At 37.9% G+C, this 18,443-nt stretch carries 18 protein-coding genes; all 18 read left to right on the top strand.

Annotated elements, in window-relative coordinates; genetic code table 11:
• The first annotated feature begins 32 nt into the window (after nucleotides 1–32).
• The 18 genes from prfB to uvrB all read left to right on the top strand — a co-directional run bounded on the left by prfB (nucleotide 33) and on the right by uvrB (nucleotide 18,443).
• Complete coding sequence (prfB, locus tag LQZ75_RS04180) at nucleotides 33–1,148, top strand: peptide chain release factor 2 (protein WP_230096603.1); 1,116 nt, start codon at nucleotides 33–35, stop codon at nucleotides 1,146–1,148.
• Between the two features lie 105 nt (nucleotides 1,149–1,253).
• A complete protein-coding gene (locus LQZ75_RS04175; RefSeq protein ID WP_230096602.1) occupies nucleotides 1,254–1,961 on the top strand; it encodes a response regulator transcription factor in 708 nt (235 codons plus the stop codon).
• 3 nt (nucleotides 1,962–1,964) lie between these two features.
• On the top strand, nucleotides 1,965–3,353 hold the full coding sequence (locus tag LQZ75_RS04170; RefSeq protein ID WP_230096601.1) for a sensor histidine kinase: 1,389 nt from the start codon (nucleotides 1,965–1,967) through the stop codon (nucleotides 3,351–3,353).
• Between the two features lie 388 nt (nucleotides 3,354–3,741).
• Entirely contained in the window at nucleotides 3,742–4,662 is a 921-nt protein-coding gene (gene pstC / locus LQZ75_RS04165; protein ID WP_230096600.1) for a phosphate ABC transporter permease subunit PstC, read from the top strand.
• Nucleotides 4,662–5,549, top strand: coding sequence for a phosphate ABC transporter permease PstA (pstA, locus tag LQZ75_RS04160; protein ID WP_230096599.1), 888 nt, complete (start codon nucleotides 4,662–4,664; stop codon nucleotides 5,547–5,549). Before pstC ends, pstA begins: the two co-directional genes overlap by 1 nt.
• Nucleotides 5,550–5,576: 27 nt before the next feature.
• Nucleotides 5,577–6,395: a phosphate ABC transporter ATP-binding protein PstB gene (gene pstB, locus LQZ75_RS04155; RefSeq protein WP_230096598.1), complete on the top strand. Its 819-nt coding sequence runs from the start codon at nucleotides 5,577–5,579 to the stop codon at nucleotides 6,393–6,395.
• 14 nt (nucleotides 6,396–6,409) lie between these two features.
• Nucleotides 6,410–7,168 (top strand): phosphate ABC transporter ATP-binding protein PstB, encoded by a 759-nt coding sequence (pstB, locus tag LQZ75_RS04150; protein WP_230096597.1) that lies wholly within the window; start codon nucleotides 6,410–6,412, stop codon nucleotides 7,166–7,168.
• A gap of 22 nt (nucleotides 7,169–7,190) precedes the next feature.
• Nucleotides 7,191–7,868, top strand: coding sequence for a phosphate signaling complex protein PhoU (gene phoU, locus LQZ75_RS04145; protein ID WP_230096596.1), 678 nt, complete (start codon nucleotides 7,191–7,193; stop codon nucleotides 7,866–7,868).
• A 220-nt stretch (nucleotides 7,869–8,088) separates the two neighbouring features.
• On the top strand, nucleotides 8,089–8,487 hold the full coding sequence (locus tag LQZ75_RS04140) for a PspC domain-containing protein (RefSeq protein ID WP_230096595.1): 399 nt from the start codon (nucleotides 8,089–8,091) through the stop codon (nucleotides 8,485–8,487).
• A 3-nt stretch (nucleotides 8,488–8,490) separates the two neighbouring features.
• Nucleotides 8,491–8,847 (top strand): phage holin family protein, encoded by a 357-nt coding sequence (locus LQZ75_RS04135; protein ID WP_230096594.1) that lies wholly within the window; start codon nucleotides 8,491–8,493, stop codon nucleotides 8,845–8,847.
• A gap of 13 nt (nucleotides 8,848–8,860) precedes the next feature.
• Entirely contained in the window at nucleotides 8,861–9,793 is a 933-nt protein-coding gene (gene hprK, locus LQZ75_RS04130) for an HPr(Ser) kinase/phosphatase (protein WP_230096593.1), read from the top strand.
• A gap of 33 nt (nucleotides 9,794–9,826) precedes the next feature.
• Complete coding sequence (gene lgt, locus LQZ75_RS04125) at nucleotides 9,827–10,651, top strand: prolipoprotein diacylglyceryl transferase (protein ID WP_432443442.1); 825 nt, start codon at nucleotides 9,827–9,829, stop codon at nucleotides 10,649–10,651.
• A gap of 18 nt (nucleotides 10,652–10,669) precedes the next feature.
• A complete protein-coding gene (locus LQZ75_RS04120; RefSeq protein ID WP_230096591.1) occupies nucleotides 10,670–11,686 on the top strand; it encodes an NAD(P)H-dependent glycerol-3-phosphate dehydrogenase in 1,017 nt (338 codons plus the stop codon).
• A 101-nt stretch (nucleotides 11,687–11,787) separates the two neighbouring features.
• The gene (galU, locus tag LQZ75_RS04115) at nucleotides 11,788–12,660 is read left to right on the top strand and encodes a UTP--glucose-1-phosphate uridylyltransferase GalU (RefSeq protein WP_230096590.1); all 873 of its coding nucleotides are present in this window, start codon (nucleotides 11,788–11,790) and stop codon (nucleotides 12,658–12,660) included.
• Between the two features lie 132 nt (nucleotides 12,661–12,792).
• Nucleotides 12,793–13,722: a thioredoxin-disulfide reductase gene (gene trxB, locus LQZ75_RS04110; protein WP_230096589.1), complete on the top strand. Its 930-nt coding sequence runs from the start codon at nucleotides 12,793–12,795 to the stop codon at nucleotides 13,720–13,722.
• A gap of 95 nt (nucleotides 13,723–13,817) precedes the next feature.
• A complete protein-coding gene (locus LQZ75_RS04105; RefSeq protein ID WP_230096588.1) occupies nucleotides 13,818–15,545 on the top strand; it encodes a phospho-sugar mutase in 1,728 nt (575 codons plus the stop codon).
• A 126-nt stretch (nucleotides 15,546–15,671) separates the two neighbouring features.
• On the top strand, nucleotides 15,672–16,301 hold the full coding sequence (locus tag LQZ75_RS04100; RefSeq protein WP_230096587.1) for a YfbR-like 5'-deoxynucleotidase: 630 nt from the start codon (nucleotides 15,672–15,674) through the stop codon (nucleotides 16,299–16,301).
• Nucleotides 16,302–16,424: 123 nt separating this feature from the next.
• Entirely contained in the window at nucleotides 16,425–18,443 is a 2,019-nt protein-coding gene (uvrB, locus tag LQZ75_RS04095; protein ID WP_230096586.1) for an excinuclease ABC subunit UvrB, read from the top strand.

Below are 18,443 nucleotides of genomic sequence, written 5' to 3'. Positions count from 1 at the left end.
AAAAAATGTGAATAAAAGGAGGTTATTAGTTAATGGAATTAAGTGAAGCAAAGAAAAAACTCGAAACCATGCAACTAGAAGTTACTAAATTTGGTGAGTCATTAGATTTAGATGCGTTGGATGGTCAGATTGCTGAAAATGAATATGAAATGAGCCAAAGTGCCTTTTGGAATGATAATCAGGCAGCACAAAAGGTGATTGATGAAACCAATCAACTAAAAAAACGGCGGGATGAATATACTGACTTAGTAGATGGCGTTGATAACATTGGGACCACAATTGAATTATTAGCAGAATTACCAGATGAAGATTTACAACTAGAGTTAGACACTGAGATTGTGGCTTTAGAAGAAAGACTTGAAAGCTATCGGCTTGCACAATTATTAAATGAGCCATATGATGCTAACGACGCGATTTTAGAAATTCACCCAGGATCAGGTGGAACAGAATCTGCTGATTGGGGTCAGAATTTATTTCGCATGTATACCCGTTGGGCTGAACAACATGATTTCAAAGTTGAAGTCATGGACTATCAACCCGATGACGTAGCCGGTGTATCATCGGTAACACTAGCAATCAAAGGATACAATGCGTATGGTTATTTACGTTCTGAAAAAGGGGTCCACCGCTTTGTTCGTATTTCACCCTTTGATTCAGCTGGTCGCCGGCACACTTCATTTGTGTCAATCGATGTTATGCCAGAAATTGATGATAGTGTCGAAGTTGATATTAGTTGGGATGATATCAAGATGGACGTTTTCCGGGCATCTGGTGCTGGGGGACAACATATTAATAAAACTAGTTCCGCTGTACGATTAACACACATTCCAACTGGTATTGTGGTGGCATCTCAGGCACAACGTTCACAATTCCAAAATAAAGATACGGCCTTAGCGATGTTGAAATCAAAGTTGTATCAATTAGAAATGGAAAAAAAGGAACAAGAACGGGCCGCAATTGCGGGTGAACAAATGGAAAATGGTTGGGGATCACAAATTCGTTCGTATGTATTCCACCCGTATAGTATGGTTAAAGATCATCGGACGAATTTTGAAACAAGTAATCCACAAGCGGTCATGGACGGAAATATCGATCCGTTTATTATGGCGTACTTACAATGGAAATTAAGTTTACAAAACCCAGAATAAACTTATGTTTACAAAACATTTACAAAAGCGATACATCAGTTGATGTATCGCTTTTTTATTAGTTTGGTATACTTATAGTAAATATATATCTGTGAGGGTTTAGGAATGCGAAAAGTTTTGGTGGTCGATGATGAACCGGCAATTGCAACATTGCTCGAATATAATTTAAAGCAAGCAAATTACGAAGTGCAAGTTGTAAATGATGGTTTACAAGCATTTGAAGCTGGGCGAACGAATCAGTATGATGTAATCTTATTAGATTTAATGTTACCTGGAATGGATGGGATTGATGTCACTAAAAAATTACGCCAAGAAAAAGTGAAGACGCCAATTATTATTATTACCGCCAAAGGTGATGAATTCGATAAGGTTTTGGGGTTAGAAATTGGTGCTGATGATTACATTACGAAACCATTCAGTCCACGTGAAGTTTTAGCCCGAATGAAGGCGGTAATGCGACGTTATGAAGAAATGGCAGCAACAAGTGATAAAGGTGAAAGTAGTGCAATTTTACGTTTCTCAGGCGTCCAAATTGATAAAAATCGTAAATCAGTAACTATCGAAGGCAATGATATTAATTTAACCCCGAAAGAATTTGAACTTTTACTATTTTTAGTTGAACGTAAAAACCGGGTACTTAGTCGTGAAGAAATTCTTAGTGGCGTCTGGGGATATGATTATGCGGGTGAAACTCGGATGGTGGATATTCATATTTCACACTTACGTGAAAAATTAGAGGTGGATGTAAAAAATCCGCAGATTTTAAAAACGGTCCGTGGCTTTGGATACCAATTTGTAGTTAAGAAGGATTAAGCCATGCAAAAGCAAGTATGGCGTCGAATTATTTTAATTAGCACTGTTTTATTAAGTATTAATATTAGTATTGTGTTGATTTTGGTGCATATTTTAGATACGATGCTGAAGTTGAATTTTGTGTGGGTTGCAATTATTGCCAGCATTGTTTTAACGATTATTCAAATTTGCATGTATACGATGATTGTGACGCAACGGCAGACATATTTGAATGCAATGACGGAAAAATTGGAAGCTATTGCTGCCGAAAAAAATCCTAGTCATATTTTGTTAGACAAGGGTGATCCATATTATGATGTGATTAACGCCATTAATAAAGTGCAATCATTTGAAAGTAATAAAGTTTATTGGTTACGTCGGCGCGAAGGTGAATTATCAACATTAATTCAGCACTTGCCAGTAGGGGTATTAGTTGTTAACCATCATCGAAAAATTAAGATTATGAATGCCGCAGCCAACCAATTACTAGGCGTTGATTTAGTAATTGGCGAAGCGTTATACAGTATTATTACCAATCATTACGCCTTAACAGCGATGCTTGAAAATATGATGGAAACCCATCAAGATCAACGCAAGGCCATTCAGATTGAGACCGAAGAGGGGATTAAACACCTTGAAGTTACAATGGTTTATCACGAAACATCGAAAACGCATTTTCAAGTTGTGATAATCATCTATGATTTAACAGAAGTCGTTCAGTTGGAACAGATGCAAGTTGATTTTGTTTCAAATGCTTCACATGAATTAAAAACACCGATTACAGCGATTAATGGCTTTGCAGAAACGCTACTAGCTGGTGCTAAAGATGATCCGGCAACGTTAGATCAATTTCTGACAATCATTAACAATGAAAGCAAGCGCCTCATTGATTTAGTTGAAGATGTGTTATCAATTTCGCGTTTTTCAACGGCTGACGTTGGGGATGAGAAAAATGATGAACCACTTGAAATTAAAACTTGGTTGGATGATGAGGTTACTAGTATGTCAAGAATCTCAGCTAATAAAAAAGTGCAAGTCATTAATGCTACACCAACCACTTTTGCCGTTAATACAAAAGCAAATTACCTAACCCAAATTGTTAAAAACTTACTCAGTAATGCCATTAAGTACAATAAAGATGGTGGGAAAGTCGTGATTACGGCGCAACTAATTAATGAGGGCTGGCAGTTAGAAATTAAAGATAATGGTATTGGTATTCCGAGTAAGCAAGTGCCACGCGTATTTGAACGCTTTTATCGTGGGGATGCCTCAAGAACCCAACAGATTGCTAGTGGAACCGGCTTAGGACTAGCGATTGTGAAAGAGTTAGTTACTAAGTTAAATGGTGAAATTAGTTTAAAAAGTCAAGTTGGTGTGGGGACCACGATTACAGTGGTTTTCAATACCGTATAAACATTAAATATAACTAAGTGTTACATAAATTAAACGTCTAATTAGTTGCTAGATTAGGCGTTTTTTTTAGTACGTTCAGGAATATTTACAAAACATTTACATTACCACTACAGCGGATTTACGTTATTTACGTATACTTACCTAGTAAGTAAATTAGATATACGAAAATTATGCAGGGGAGGATACAAAAGATAAACGTGGCGAATATTTCGACACGGACTTTTTTGTTGATTAAAAGAAATAGAATATTATTGTTTATTTAGCAGAACTTAGAATTTAGCAAACATAAATTACATTATCTGCTAACTTAGTAGATGACTTTTGATACATAATTGTGCCGTATAAGAGCAATATGTACTTAAGTGGGTTAATTAGAAGGAGAGTGCTCATGGATCAAATCCGTGAAAGTTTATTAAAAACATCAATTGCAACCAAGCGTGAACGTTTTGGGCGGTCAATTACGATGGCAGCATTAATTTTGATTGCTGTAATCGTTATTTCAATTTTTTACTTTATCGCATCGAAAGGATTATCAACATTTTTTGTTGATAAAATCAATGTCTGGGATTTTTTAAGTGGTAAGACTTGGAATCCTAGTTCAACGGACGCACATGGTAAACCAGAAGTTGGGGCACTCCCAATGATAGTTGGTTCGTTCTTAATTACAGTATTGTCAGCAATTATTGCAACCCCTTTTGCAATCGGAACGGCCGTATTCATGACTGAAATTTCACCAAAAAATGGTTCACGAATTTTACAACCAGTTATTGAATTATTGGTTGGGATTCCATCAGTTGTGTATGGGTTCATTGGTTTGACAGTGATCGTACCGCTTCAACGGCATATTTTTGGTGGTTCAGGATTCGGGGTATTAGCCGGGACAGTCGTATTATTTGTAATGATTTTACCAACTGTAACTTCAATGACAGTTGATACTCTCCGCTCTGTGCCACATTACTACCGTGAATCTGCATTGGCAATTGGGGCAACCCGTTGGCAAGCAATTTATAAAGTTATTTTACGGGCAGCAACACCAGGTATTTTAACTGCGATCGTGTTTGGGATGGCGCGGGCGTTTGGTGAAGCCCTAGCAGTTCAAATGGTTGTTGGGAACGCGCCAATTTTACCAGCTAACTTAACTAGCCCAGCGGCTACTTTGACATCTATTTTGACTCAAGGTATCGGAAATACCGTGATGGGTTCAATGCAAAACGATGTTCTTTGGACATTAGCATTAATCTTGTTACTTATGTCATTAGTATTTAACATCATTATTCGTTTGATTGGCAAGAAGGGAGAATTGAAATAATGAATGCAAAAGTTTCTAATAAGATTGCAACGGCAATCCTATACTTAATTGCGGGATTAGTGATTCTTCTCTTAGCAGGTTTACTTGGATTTATTTTATTTAACGGTGTGCCACACTTAAGTTGGCATTTCTTGACTAGTCCTTCATTAGCATTCCAAGCTGGTGGTGGGATTGCCTTCCAATTGTTTAATTCAATTTACCTTTTATTTATTACAATGTTGATTTCATTTCCAATTGCTTTGGGAGCCGGAATTTACTTGAATGAATATGCAAAGCAAAATATTTTTACAACAATCATTCGAACAGCCATTGAAATTTTGAGTTCATTACCATCTGTTGTGGTGGGGTTATTCGGATTCTTATTAATCGTTGTTAAGTTAAAACTTGGCTTCTCAATCCTTTCTGGAGCGATTGCCTTAACCATTTTCAACTTACCATTATTAACACGTTCAGTTGAAGGTTCATTGAAATCAATTCCTGATTTACAACGTGAGGCCGGAGCGGCTTTAGGACTTTCAAAGTGGGAGACAGTTATTCATGTTATTTTCCCCGCCGCCTTACCAAGTATTGTAACTGGAGTGGTCCTTTCAGCTGGACGGGTATTCGGTGAAGCCGCCGCCTTGATTTACACAGCGGGACAATCAGCACCTGCGCTCAACTTCTCAGACTGGAATCCATTTGATGCTGCCAGTCCATTAAACTTAATGCGTCCAGCTGAAACTTTAGCTGTACACATCTGGAAAATCAACTCTGAAGGTATCCAACCTGATGCTGCTCAAGTATCAGCTGGTGCGTCAGCAGTCTTGATTATCGCAGTTCTTATCTTCAATATTTCAGCACGCTGGATAGGTAAGGTACTCTACAAACGCTTGACATCAGCTCGTTAGTCGCTGGAATCTGAAAGGAATTAAAGTATGTTAGAAAATGAAGCATTAAATACTGATAACGCACCATTACGGAATATTTATCGTTTTGGTGAAGACGCAGAGATTGCGTTATCTACCCACGACCTTCATGTATTCTATGGTGATAATGAAGCGTTGTCAGAAGGTGATTTAGAATTTGAACGATACAAGATTACATCTTTAATTGGTGCTTCGGGTTCTGGTAAATCAACTTTTCTTCGATCACTTAATCGGATGAATGATAATGTTGCGACAGTTAAAGGTCAAATTATGTACCGAGGCATCGATATTAACTCAAAAGAAGTTGATGTTTACGAAATGCGTCGTCACATTGGAATGGTTTTCCAACGCCCCAACCCATTTGCTAAATCAATTCGTGATAACATCACATTTGCTTTGAAGCAACGTGGGATGCGCGATAAGGCAAAGCTTGAAGAGATTGTTGAAACGTCCCTTAAACAAGCTGCCTTGTGGGATCAAGTTAAAGATGACTTGGGTAAAAGTGCTTTGGCGTTATCAGGTGGACAACAACAACGGTTAGTAATTGCCCGGGCAATTGCGATGACTCCCGATATTTTATTGCTTGATGAACCAGCGAGTGCGTTGGATCCAATTTCAACGTCACAAATTGAAGATACATTATTAGAACTTAAAGAAAAGTATACAATCGTGATTGTTACACATAACATGCAACAAGCCGCCCGGATTTCAGATTACACTGCCTTTTTCCATTTAGGAAAAGCTATCGAGTATGATGAAACACGTAAGATTTTTACACGTCCAAAGGTTAAGTTAACAAACGATTATATCTCAGGTAATTTCGGGTAGTATAGGAGGCCACAATGGCAGATTCAATTTTAACAACAGAAAATGTGCGCCTTTACTATGGCGATAAAGAAGCCTTACATGGTTTTGATTTAGATTTCCCTGAAAAAGGAATTACCGCTTTAATCGGACCTTCAGGTTCAGGTAAATCAACGTATATTCGAGCAATTAACCGGATGCACGATTTGACCGAGGGGGTAACCGTTACTGGAAACTTTATGTTTAAAGGTAACAATATTTATGCACCGACGACAGATACGGTTGAACTACGTAAGCAAATTGGGATGGTATTCCAACAACCTAACCCATTCCCGTTTTCAATTTATGATAACGTGGCCTTTGGGTTACGGATTGCAGGTAAGACTAAAAAAGTTGAACTTGATGAGATTGTTGAAAAATCTTTAAAGCAAGCCGCAATTTGGGATGAAGTTAAAGATGTTCTTCATAAAAGCGCTTTGTCACTTTCTGGTGGACAACAACAACGGGTTTCAATTGCGCGGACATTAGCAGTTTCACCCGATATCTTATTACTAGATGAACCAACTAGTGCACTTGATCCCGTTTCTTCACATAAAATTGAAGAGACGTTAATGAATATTCGTAATGATTACACCATTATTATTGTTACGCACAATATGTCTCAAGCATCTCGTATTTCTGATCGTACGGCCTTCTTCATGGATGGAAACTTAATTGAAGTTAGCCCAACGACTGAATTATTTACTGATCCAAAAGAAAAACAAACACAAGACTATATCACTGGTCGTTTTGGCTAGTTAACTGGAATAGGAGATTATTATGCGACGCTTATTTGATGAAGAATTAGCAGACTTAGATGCATCTTTTACTGAAATGGGGATGCTTGTAAGTGAAACAATTGGTAAATCAGTAGTAGCTTTTGTTAACCACGATCGCGAAACCGCTTTAGAAATTATCAAGTCTGATGAACAAATCAACCAACGTGAAGTGGCTATCGAAAAGAAAACTTTTGAGATGATTGCTTTGTACCAACCAGTTACAATTGATTTACGTGAAATTGTAACCGTCTTAAAAGCGGTATCAGAACTTGAACGGATGGGTGACCACGCACGGGATGTTGCGGAAGCGACAATTCGTGTTAAAGGTACTAAGCGCTCTGCAGAAATCGAAGAAACAATTGCCCAAATGGGTGAACAAACTCGCCAAATGGTTAAAGATATCCTTGGCGTGTATGTTAATGATGATGCCCAAGCAGCCAGCATAATTGCGGCTAACAATGTTAATGTTGGCGAATTATCACATAAAGTCCGTTTAGATGTTATTGCAAGTATTGAACGTGACAGTGAATTAGCGACATCAGGAACGGATTACTTGATTGTTGCGGGTCACTTGAAGCGGATTGCTGATTATGTAACGAACATTGCTGAATGGATTGTTTACAAACGGACAGGTAAAATTGTTGATTTAAACCCTGGTAATAGTAGTTCATTTGTTTAATTAATATGAATTGTAATGAATCTCAGTCAGCTAATAAGTTGATTGGGATTTTTTATTGTTTAGGATGGTTATTACACGTTTGGTGTAGTAGATGTGAATGGTTAAATTGCCTAAAGCTTTACTTAGCATTTGGTATTTATAGTGTTAAAAAGCGATTAGATACGATAAAATTAAATGGTAAAGCTATAAAATATTAAGTTTACGAGGTATAGAAAAGTTAATGAAACAAACAAAGAAATTACGACGTTCAAATAATCGCGTTGTGTTTGGAGTTTTGGGCGGCTTTGCCGAATATTTTAAGGTTGATGCTAAGATTGTTCGTTTAGCATTCTTAATAGTCGTAGTATTAGTTACGATTATTAGCCACGCCCATGTTGGGTTAGGTACATGGTTATTAATTTATTTATTAGCAACCATTTTGATGCCAGCTCCAGTGGGTAGTTGGTTAAATATATTTTCGCAATTAAGAGATGCCAGTCGCGCACAACAAGCACATACTGAGAATAAGACTCGTGCTAATACGCAACGTGCAACACGGCAAAAAACAGATCGACAAAAACCGACCGTTGTTATTGATGGTGAGGTTCTTGATGAAAGTAATCCAAGGAAAGAAAAGTAATATATGACATTTTTACAACGAGTAATCATTAATGCAATTAGTTTTGTGGCTTTAGCAGGATTATTACAAAGTACACAAATTTTTTACGTTAGTAGTATTTGGGCGGCATTAGGAGCAGCCATTGTTTTAGCGTTCCTGAATGCTTTTGTAAAACCGTTTTTGATAGTTATTTCACTACCAATCACGATTATGACATTGGGCCTCTTTAGTATTATTAATGCATTCTTACTGGAATTAACTGCTTACTTGGTAGGAACTCCTCATTTTCATTTTGCATCATTTGGGGCAACTATTTTAATGGCAATTATTATGTCAGTAATTAATGCAATTGTTTCAAATTATTTTAATCGCGAAAATTAGGAGAATACATTAAATGGCAGAAGTTGTTAAGGTACGGGATTTAGTTGAAAATACCCGGTTAGAAGTTGTAGCCGGTTCAGAATTTTTAGATCGGATAATTACAACGGGTGATATTTCACGGCCTGGTTTAGAGATGACGGGGTACTTTAGTTATTACGCACCTAATCGGGTGCAACTACTAGGGATTACCGAGATTTCTTTTTCAAAACGGATGAGTCATGATGAATTATTAATGATCGCTCGCAAAATGGCGTCCAAAGAAACACCGGCATTTGTTGTTTCAACAGGGTTACAAGTTCCTGATGAGATTATCCAAGCTGCCGAAGAGGCGCAAATTCCAATTTTAGGGACAAAACTAACTTCGTCACGTATTTTAGCTAACATGACGTACTTCTTAGGTGGTAAGCTAGCAGAACGGCAATCAGTACACGGGGTGTTAGTTGATATTTATGGCCTTGGGGTTTTAATTACTGGGGATTCCGGGGTTGGTAAATCTGAAACAGCCTTAGAACTAGTTCGGCGTGGTCACCGCTTAGTTGCTGATGATCGTGTTGATGTATACCAACAAGATGAAGAACGGTTGGTTGGAGAAGCACCCGCAATTTTAAATCACCTGATGGAAATCCGTGGAGTCGGTATTATTGATGTCATGAATCTTTATGGCGCTGGTGCTGTCCGATCACACGCTACGATTGCAATGAACTTACATCTGCAAACATGGACATCTGATGCTAAATTTGACCGTTTAGGGAATGCTGGTGATGTTTTAAGTATTTTTGGCGTTGATATTCCACGATTTGCGGTTCCAGTTCGGACTGGTCGTAACTTGGCTATTATCATTGAAGCCGCTGCTATGAACTTCCGTGCTAAATCAATGGGTTATGATGCGATGAAGAAATTTGATGATAATTTAAATAAATTAATCGCTGAAAACAGTGATAAATAATTGAGAGTTGGGGATTGATAATTGATTGATTTAATGATGGCATTAAATCCAATTGCATTTAAGATTGGAACATGGCCAGTACACTGGTATGGGGTAATTATTGCTAGTGCGGTCGTATTAGCGGTTACGTTGTCAGTTCGTGAGGCTAAGCGACGTAATTTAATTTCAGACGATATTTATGATGTAATTTTAATTGGTATGCCAGTAGCACTAGTTACGGCACGCTTATACTACGTTATTTTTGAATGGTCATATTACAGTCAACATCCAGCCTTGATTCCAGCGATTTGGGATGGTGGGATTGCGATATATGGTGGTTTAATTGGTGGTTTGCTAGTTGTCTTGTTTGTAACACGGCACAAACTGATTAATACATGGTTATATTTGGACATTATTGCACCAACGGTTATTTTGGCTCAAGGAATTGGCCGTTGGGGTAATTTTATGAATCAAGAAGCCTATGGTCGTATTGTATCCCACGCATTTTTAACCAATTTACACGTGCCAACGTTTATTGTGAATCAAATGTTTATTGGCGGCCACTATCGCATGCCAACTTATTTGTGGGAATCACTATGGGATGTAACAGGCTTTATTATCATCATGCTATTACGTCATCGTCCGCACCTATTTAAACAAGGTGAAGTTGTTTTGACTTATATTATTTGGTATTCATTTGGTCGTTTTTGGATTGAAGGAATGCGAACAGATAGCTTATACTGGGGACCATTACGTGTATCCCAAGTCTTATCATTGATTTTATTTTTCGGGGCAATCATCCTTTGGTATATTCGTCGGAAACGCTACCCGGAAAATAGTTGGTATTTAGATGGTCATAGTTTGACCCAAAACATCTAGTAATTGAGGAGATTACAAATGACAGAAAAAATTGCAGTGCTTGGTGCTGGTTCATGGGGGACCGCTTTAGCCAATGTTTTAACTGAAAATGGCCATGATGTCCGGTTGTGGTCACATAACCCAGCGCAAGTGGCAGAAATTAATGAACAACATACTAATACTCGGTATTTAAAAGATGCTCAGCTTAATAGTAAATTAGTTGCCTTTGCTGATATGGCTACCGCAGTTAGCGATGTTGATATTGTTTTAAGTGTTGTCCCAACCAAAGCGGTACGGGAAGTTGCAGCACAATTGGCTAAAATTTTAGTTGCTAATGATCAAAAAGTTATTGTGGCTCATGCAACTAAAGGAATTGAACAAAAGACCTATAAGCGCGTTTCAGAAATGTTGAGTGAAGAAATTCCCGCAAATAATACAGTAGCAATTGCTGTTTTATCAGGGCCTTCACACGCGGAAGACGTCATCAAACACGACTTAACACTAGTAACTGTTGCAAGTACAAGTATGCCAATTGCTGAACGGGTACAAAAGGCCTTTTCAAATCACAATTTTCGGGTATACACCAATGATGATGTCATTGGGACTGAAATGGGTAGTGCACTAAAAAATATCATTGCGATTGGCGCGGGTGCGTTAGTAAGCTTGGGCTATGGAGATAATGCTAAAGCAGCGTTATTGACACGTGGTTTGGCTGAAATTTCCCGCCTAGGCTTAGCTTTTGGTGCTAATCCGTTAACGTTTATTGGTCTTTCAGGGGTTGGTGATTTAATTGTCACAGGGACTTCTAAAAACTCGCGTAATTGGCGAGCTGGATATCAATTAGGTTTAGGTAAATCATTAGCTGAAGTTGAAGCAGAGATGGGCATGGTGATTGAAGGAGTATCAACAACTAAGGCTGCCAAAGAATTAGCAGCACAACGACATGTTGAAATGCCAATTACCGATGCGATTTATCAAGTTCTTTATGAAAATAAAGATATCAAAACAGCAATTAAGGAATTGATGCAACGTGAAGCAACATCTGAAATCGATTAAAAAGGATACATGTAGTCGATAAAGCGTGATAGAATATAAATATTAAATTAATTAATTATTTATTTATAAAAATTTACAGACTAAATTTGGGAGTATGTGAAATGAAATCAGTTAAAAAAGCAGTTATCCCTGCAGCTGGATTAGGAACACGTTTTTTACCTGCAACAAAAGCATTAGCAAAAGAAATGTTACCAATTGTTGATAAGCCAACGATTCAATTTATTGTTGAAGAAGCCCGTGCGGCTGGAATTGAAGATATTTTGATTGTTGATGGTAAATCAAAACGTTCAATTGAAGATCACTTTGACTCAAATCCAGAACTTGAAGCCGCGCTTGAAGCCGATGGTAAGCTTGAAAAGTTACAAATGGTTCAAGAAACGACTGATATTAATTTATACTTTATTCGTCAATCAAAGCCTCGTGGTTTAGGTGATGCGGTTTTACAAGCTAAAGCATTCGTTGGTGATGAACCATTCGTTGTTTTGCTTGGTGATGATATGACTCGTGATGAAGTACCTTTGACTAAGCAATTGATTGATCAATATGAAAAAACTGGTGAATCAACTTTAGCAGTTGTTAAAGTACCACACGAAGAAACCAAGAAATATGGTGTTATTGACCCAATCGAAAAAGTTGGTGACAACTTGTACCAAGTGCGTCAATTCGTTGAAAAACCAAGTCCTGATAAAGCACCATCTGACTTGGCGATTATTGGTCGCTACTTGTTAACACCTGAAATTTTTGAAGAACTTGAAAATACAAAACCTGGTAAAGGTGATGAAATTCAACTTACTGATGCCATTGACAGCCTAAACAAACGCCAACATGTGTATGCACATGAGTTTACAGGTCGTCGTTATGATATCGGTTCTAAGATTGGTTTCTTGGAAACGTCAATTGAATTTGGGCTTGAACACCCAGAAACAAAAGATGAATTACGTGAATATATTAAAACAATTGCTAAAGAACTTTAAGCAAATGGTGTAAAATAAAGGGATTAGGGCAGGAATGTTACTAGTCCTTTTTTGATAAAATAAAAGGTATTAAGTGACTTACTTACTAAAGTATAGTAGAATGAATTAAACAAATTAAGCGAGGCAATTTAAATGGCAGAAAAAACATATGATGCAATTGTTATTGGTGCTGGGCCTGGTGGGATGACTGCCGCCTTGTATCTTTCACGTTCAAACTCTTCAGTTTTAATGATTGACCGTGGTGTTTACGGTGGTCAAATGAATAACACAGCTGAGATTGAAAACTATCCTGGATTTGATTCAATTTTAGGACCTGATTTAGCCGAAAAAATGTACCAAAGTTCAACGCAATTTGGTGCGGAATATGCTTTTGGGACGGTAACTAAGATTGAAGATCATGGCGCAACTAAGACTGTTGTGACTGATATGGATACGTACGAAACTAAAAGTGTAATCATTGCAACTGGTGCGCAATATAAAAAATTAGGGGTTGCTGGTGAAGAAGAATTCGGTGGCCGTGGAGTTTCATACTGTGCCGTTTGTGATGGGGCCTTTTTCCGTAATAAGCATGTTATTGTTGTCGGTGGTGGTGATTCAGCCGTTGAAGAAGGTACTTATTTAGCTGGTTTAGCCGAAAAGGTGACGGTTTTACACCGACGTGACAAGCTTCGTGCCCAACAAATTTTACAAGATCGCGCATTTGCAAATGAAAAAATTGACTTTAAGTGGTTTACGGAAGTTCAAGAAATTTTGGGTGACGATAAAAAAGTTACCGGTGTTCGCGTTGTTGATAACCAAACCCAAGAAGTTTCAGAAATTGCCGCTGATGGGGTCTTTATTTATGTTGGGATTAACCCAATTTCAGAACCTTTCCTTGACTTAGGGATTACTAACGAACAAGGTTGGATTGAAACAAATGAATCAATGGCTACTAAGGTACCAGGGATTTATGCACTGGGTGATGTTCGTGAAAAAGAACTTCGTCAAGTGACAACAGCCGTTGGTGATGGTGCAATTGCTGGTCAAAGTGCATATGGTTACTTACAATCATTAGGTGATTAAAATATAAAATCAGGTCGAAACTCGTTTTCTATCTGATTTTTTTGTTTTAATAAGTTATAATTAATGTACAAATTAACTATGCGGAGGCAAATATTGTGAGTTGGAAAGATAACTATGAAGTATGGCGCGATTACCAAAATTTAGATGCTGATTTACGGAATGAATTAGATGCTAATGTGCATGATGACGCAATGTTGGAAGATGCATTTTATCAACCAATGAGTTTCGGAACAGCAGGGATGCGTGGGATCTTGGGTGCTGGGATTAACCGGATGAATATCTATACGGTTCGGCAAGCGACTGAAGGTTTAGCGAAATTTATGGATACGTTATCTGCCGATGAACGTAAACGTGGAGTTGCAATTAGTTTTGATTCACGGCATAATTCAGAATTATTTGCGCATGAAGCAGCGCGGGTTTTAGGAACACATGGGATTCAAGCGTATGTTTTTGAAGGTTTACGGCCAACCCCAGAACTTTCATTTACAGTTCGTCACTTGAAAACGTATGCCGGAATTATGATAACGGCATCACATAATCCAAAAGAATACAATGGTTACAAAATTTACGGCGAAGATGGTGGTCAAATGCCACCGAAAGAATCGGATTTAATTACCGGCTATATTCGTGAAGTAACAGATTTATTTGGTGTTAAAGTGGCTGACGAAAATGAATTAATGTCAGCTGGGACGATTAAGGTAATCGGTGAAGAAATTGACCGTGCTTATTTACAAGCCGTTAAAACGGTCACGATTAACCAAGAACTAATTGATACAGTTGGTAAGGACATGAAGGTTGTCTTTACACCGTTACACGGAACAGGTCAAATGATTGGGGAACGAGCACTTAAAAATGCTGGTTTCAATAATTATGTAATTGTACCTGAACAAGCCGTTATCGATGGTGACTTCCCAACGATTAAGTCACCAAATCCAGAATCACCAGCAGCCTTTGACTTAGCGATTAAACTTGGTAAAGAAGTCGATGCAGACTTATTAATGGCCGTTGATCCAGATGCAGACCGTTTGGGTGCTGCGGTTCGTTTACCAAACGGCGAATACCAATTGTTAACTGGTAATCAAATTGCCGGAGTTCTCTTACACTACATTTTGAAGGCAAACCAAGCTGCCCAAACATTACCAACTAATGCAGCAGCAGTGAAGTCAATTGTATCATCAGAATTTGCGACGGCAATTGCACAATCATTTAACGTTGAGATGATTAATGTCTTAACTGGGTTTAAATATATCGCAGAACAAATTGAACATTTTGAAGCGACTAACGAACATAGCTTTATGTTTGGTTTTGAAGAATCATATGGTTACTTAATTAAGCCATTTTCACACGATAAGGATGCCATTCAAGCATTGACTCTATTGGCTGAAGTAGCTGCTTACTACAAGTCACAAGGTCAAACGATTTATGATGGGGTTGAAAGCCTATTTGCTGAATATGGTTATTTCCGTGAAAAGACAATTTCTGAAACTTTTGCCGGAGTTGATGGCGCTGATCAAATTAATGCAATTATGACGAAATTCCGTGAACAAGCCCCAGCTGAGTTTGCTGGTGTTTCAGTAGTCAAGATTGAGGACTTCAGTAAACAAACATCATTTACGGTAGCGACACAAACAACAACACCATTGACATTACCAACTGCGAATGTGTTGAAATATCACTTAGCAGATGGGACATGGATTGCAGTGCGGCCATCAGGAACAGAACCTAAAATTAAGTTCTATATTGGTACGGTATCTGCCTCAGAAGCACAATCATTACAACAATTAGCTGATTTTGAACAAGCAATTAGTGCATTTATTGCATAATTAGATAGTAAAAAGAGTGGTGTGACTAGAATACTAGTTAAGACTACTCTTTTTTATTAGTGGAAAATATTGCAAGTCTTTTCACATTTTGTTAGGATATATAAAACAAATCGGAGGCATAATTTAATGGGGATGCATGAATACTTACAAGGATTAAGTGAACTCGAGATGGTTGTCCGTGCGCCAGGATATTTTAAATATCAAGGACATAGTGTGGCAGCGCACTCATGGAAGGTAACCCAAGCAGCCCAATTTTTAGGCGATATCGAAGAAGTAAATGGCAATGAGGTTAATTGGCAACGATTATACGAAAAAGCGCTCAATCACGATTATACGGAGCGATTTATCGGTGATATTAAGACTCCAGTTAAATATGCAACACATACCTTGCGGATGATGTTATCAGATGTTGAAGATTCATTGACAGAAAATTTTATTGAAAATGAAATTCCATCAGAATTGGCCGACCGTTACCGCCGCCGTCTAACTGAAGGTAAAGATGATACTTTAGAAGGTCGTATTTTATCAGTAGCTGATAAATTAGATTTATTATATGAAGCCTTTGGTGAAATTCAAAAGGGTAATCCTGAACCGGTCTTTGTCGAAATTTACAAAGAAAGTCTGGAAACAATGTTGGAATTTGGTGATATGCCAAGTGTTAAATATGTGATTAAATCAGTCTTACCAGAAATGTTGGATCAAGAATTTTCTGATCGCGGTAAATTAATGGCACTGACAAAAACTATTTTAAAATAGTTAAGACAGGGATTATTTTACCGAACAATCGTTCTGTATGGTAAAATTAATTAATTAGTAAAAAGAAAGCTTAATATTAAGCTTTCTTTTTTATTCGATTTTTTATTTTGAAAGGGGTCATTTATGATTAATCGGGAGACAACGCATGAATTTAACGTACATTCAAAATACCAACCAACTGGGGACCAACCGCAAGCGATTAATCAGCTAGTTGCCGGTATCAATGCGGGTAAGAAAGAACAAATCTTACTTGGAGCAACTGGGACTGGGAAAACTTTTACAATTAGTAATGTTATTAAAGAAGTCAATAAACCAACTTTAGTTTTGTCACATAATAAAACTTTGGCGGGGCAGCTATATGGCGAATTTAAAGAATTTTTTCCCGACAATGCTGTTGAATACTTTGTCTCATATTATGATTATTATCAACCAGAAGCATATGTCCCATCATCGGATACGTATATTGAAAAAGATTCATCAATCAATGATGAAATTGATAAATTACGAAATTCAGCAACAGCATCATTACTAGAGCGTAACGATGTGATTGTGGTGGCTTCCGTGTCGTCAATCTTTGGATTGGGAGACCCGCATCAATATCGGGAACATGTTGTGTCTTTACGAGTTGGGATGGAAGTGGAACGAGATGCTTTATTACGGCAGTTAATTGATATTCAATTTGAACGTAATGACATTGATTTTCAACGGGGACGTTTTCGTGTTCGCGGGGATGTAGTAGAAATTTTCCCGGCTTCAAGTGATTCTAAAGCTTTGCGGATTGAATTTTTTGGGGATGAGATTGATCGTATTCGCGAAATTGATTCATTAACAGGTGAAATTCTCAGTGATCAAGCGCATGTTTCAATTTTTCCAGCTAAGCACTTTATGACTAATGACACAATTATTGAACGTGCAACGCAAACCATTGCTGCAGAACTCGAAGAACAGCTTAAAGTTTTTGAAAATGAAGGAAAATTACTCGAGGCCCAGCGTCTAAAACAACGGACAGAGTATGATATTGAAATGCTCAAAGAAATGGGCTTCACAAGTGGGATTGAAAATTATTCCCGGCATATGGATGGTCGTCAAGCAGGTGAACCACCATTTACCCTCCTTGATTTCTTTCCTGATGATTTCTTAATTGTCGTTGATGAAAGCCATGTTACGATGCCGCAAATTCGTGGGATGTACAACGGTGACCGGGCGCGGAAACAACAGCTAATTGACTATGGATTCCGTTTGCCATCGGCACTTGATAACCGACCATTAACTTTAACGGAATTTGAAAAACATGTACAACAAATTGTCTATATGTCAGCAACGCCCGGTGTTTATGAAACTGAACGGGTACCAGCAGAAGATATTGCACAACAAATTATTCGGCCGACTGGGTTACTTGATCCAACGGTCGAAGTTCGACCAGTTATGGGGCAAATTGATGACTTAGTTGGTGAAATTAATGAACGGGTTGAGCGTAATGAACGGGTCTTCATTACAACACTGACTAAGAAAATGGCGGAAGATTTAACAGATTACTTTAAAGACTTAAGCATTAAAGTTAAATATCTACACGCTGATATAAAAACACTTGAGCGAACGGAAATTATTCGTGATTTACGGCTGGGGAAATTTGATGTATTAGTTGGGATTAATTTGTTGCGAGAAGGAATTGATGTCCCTGAAGTATCATTAGTGGCCATTTTGGATGCTGATAAAGAAGGCTTTTTACGGAATGAACGTTCATTGATTCAAACAATTGGTCGAGCGGCACGTAATAGTAACGGCCATGTGATTTTGTATGCTGATAAGGTAACTGATTCAATGCAAAATGCAATGGATGAAACAGCGCGCCGACGTGAGATACAAACTGCTTATAATACAGAACATGGGATTGTTCCAGAAACGATTATTAAACCAGTTCGTGATTTGATTTCTATTTCGCAACCAAGTTCGGATGATGGCCAATCAAAATCGGCTAGTTTAACGGAAGTTGAATTTAAGGATATGAAGAAAGCTGATCAAGCCTTAATTTTAGCTAGTCTTGAAGATCAAATGAAGAATGCTGCGAAGCGACTTGATTTTGAAGAAGCCGCCACGTTGCGTGATACGATAATGGAATTAAAAGCACTTAAAAAAGCTTGA

It is taken from the genome of Periweissella fabaria (genome assembly GCF_918814575.1).
In the GTDB taxonomy this organism is placed as follows: domain Bacteria; phylum Bacillota; class Bacilli; order Lactobacillales; family Lactobacillaceae; genus Periweissella; species Periweissella fabaria.
This window is presented reverse-complemented; position numbering and strand designations above follow the sequence as displayed.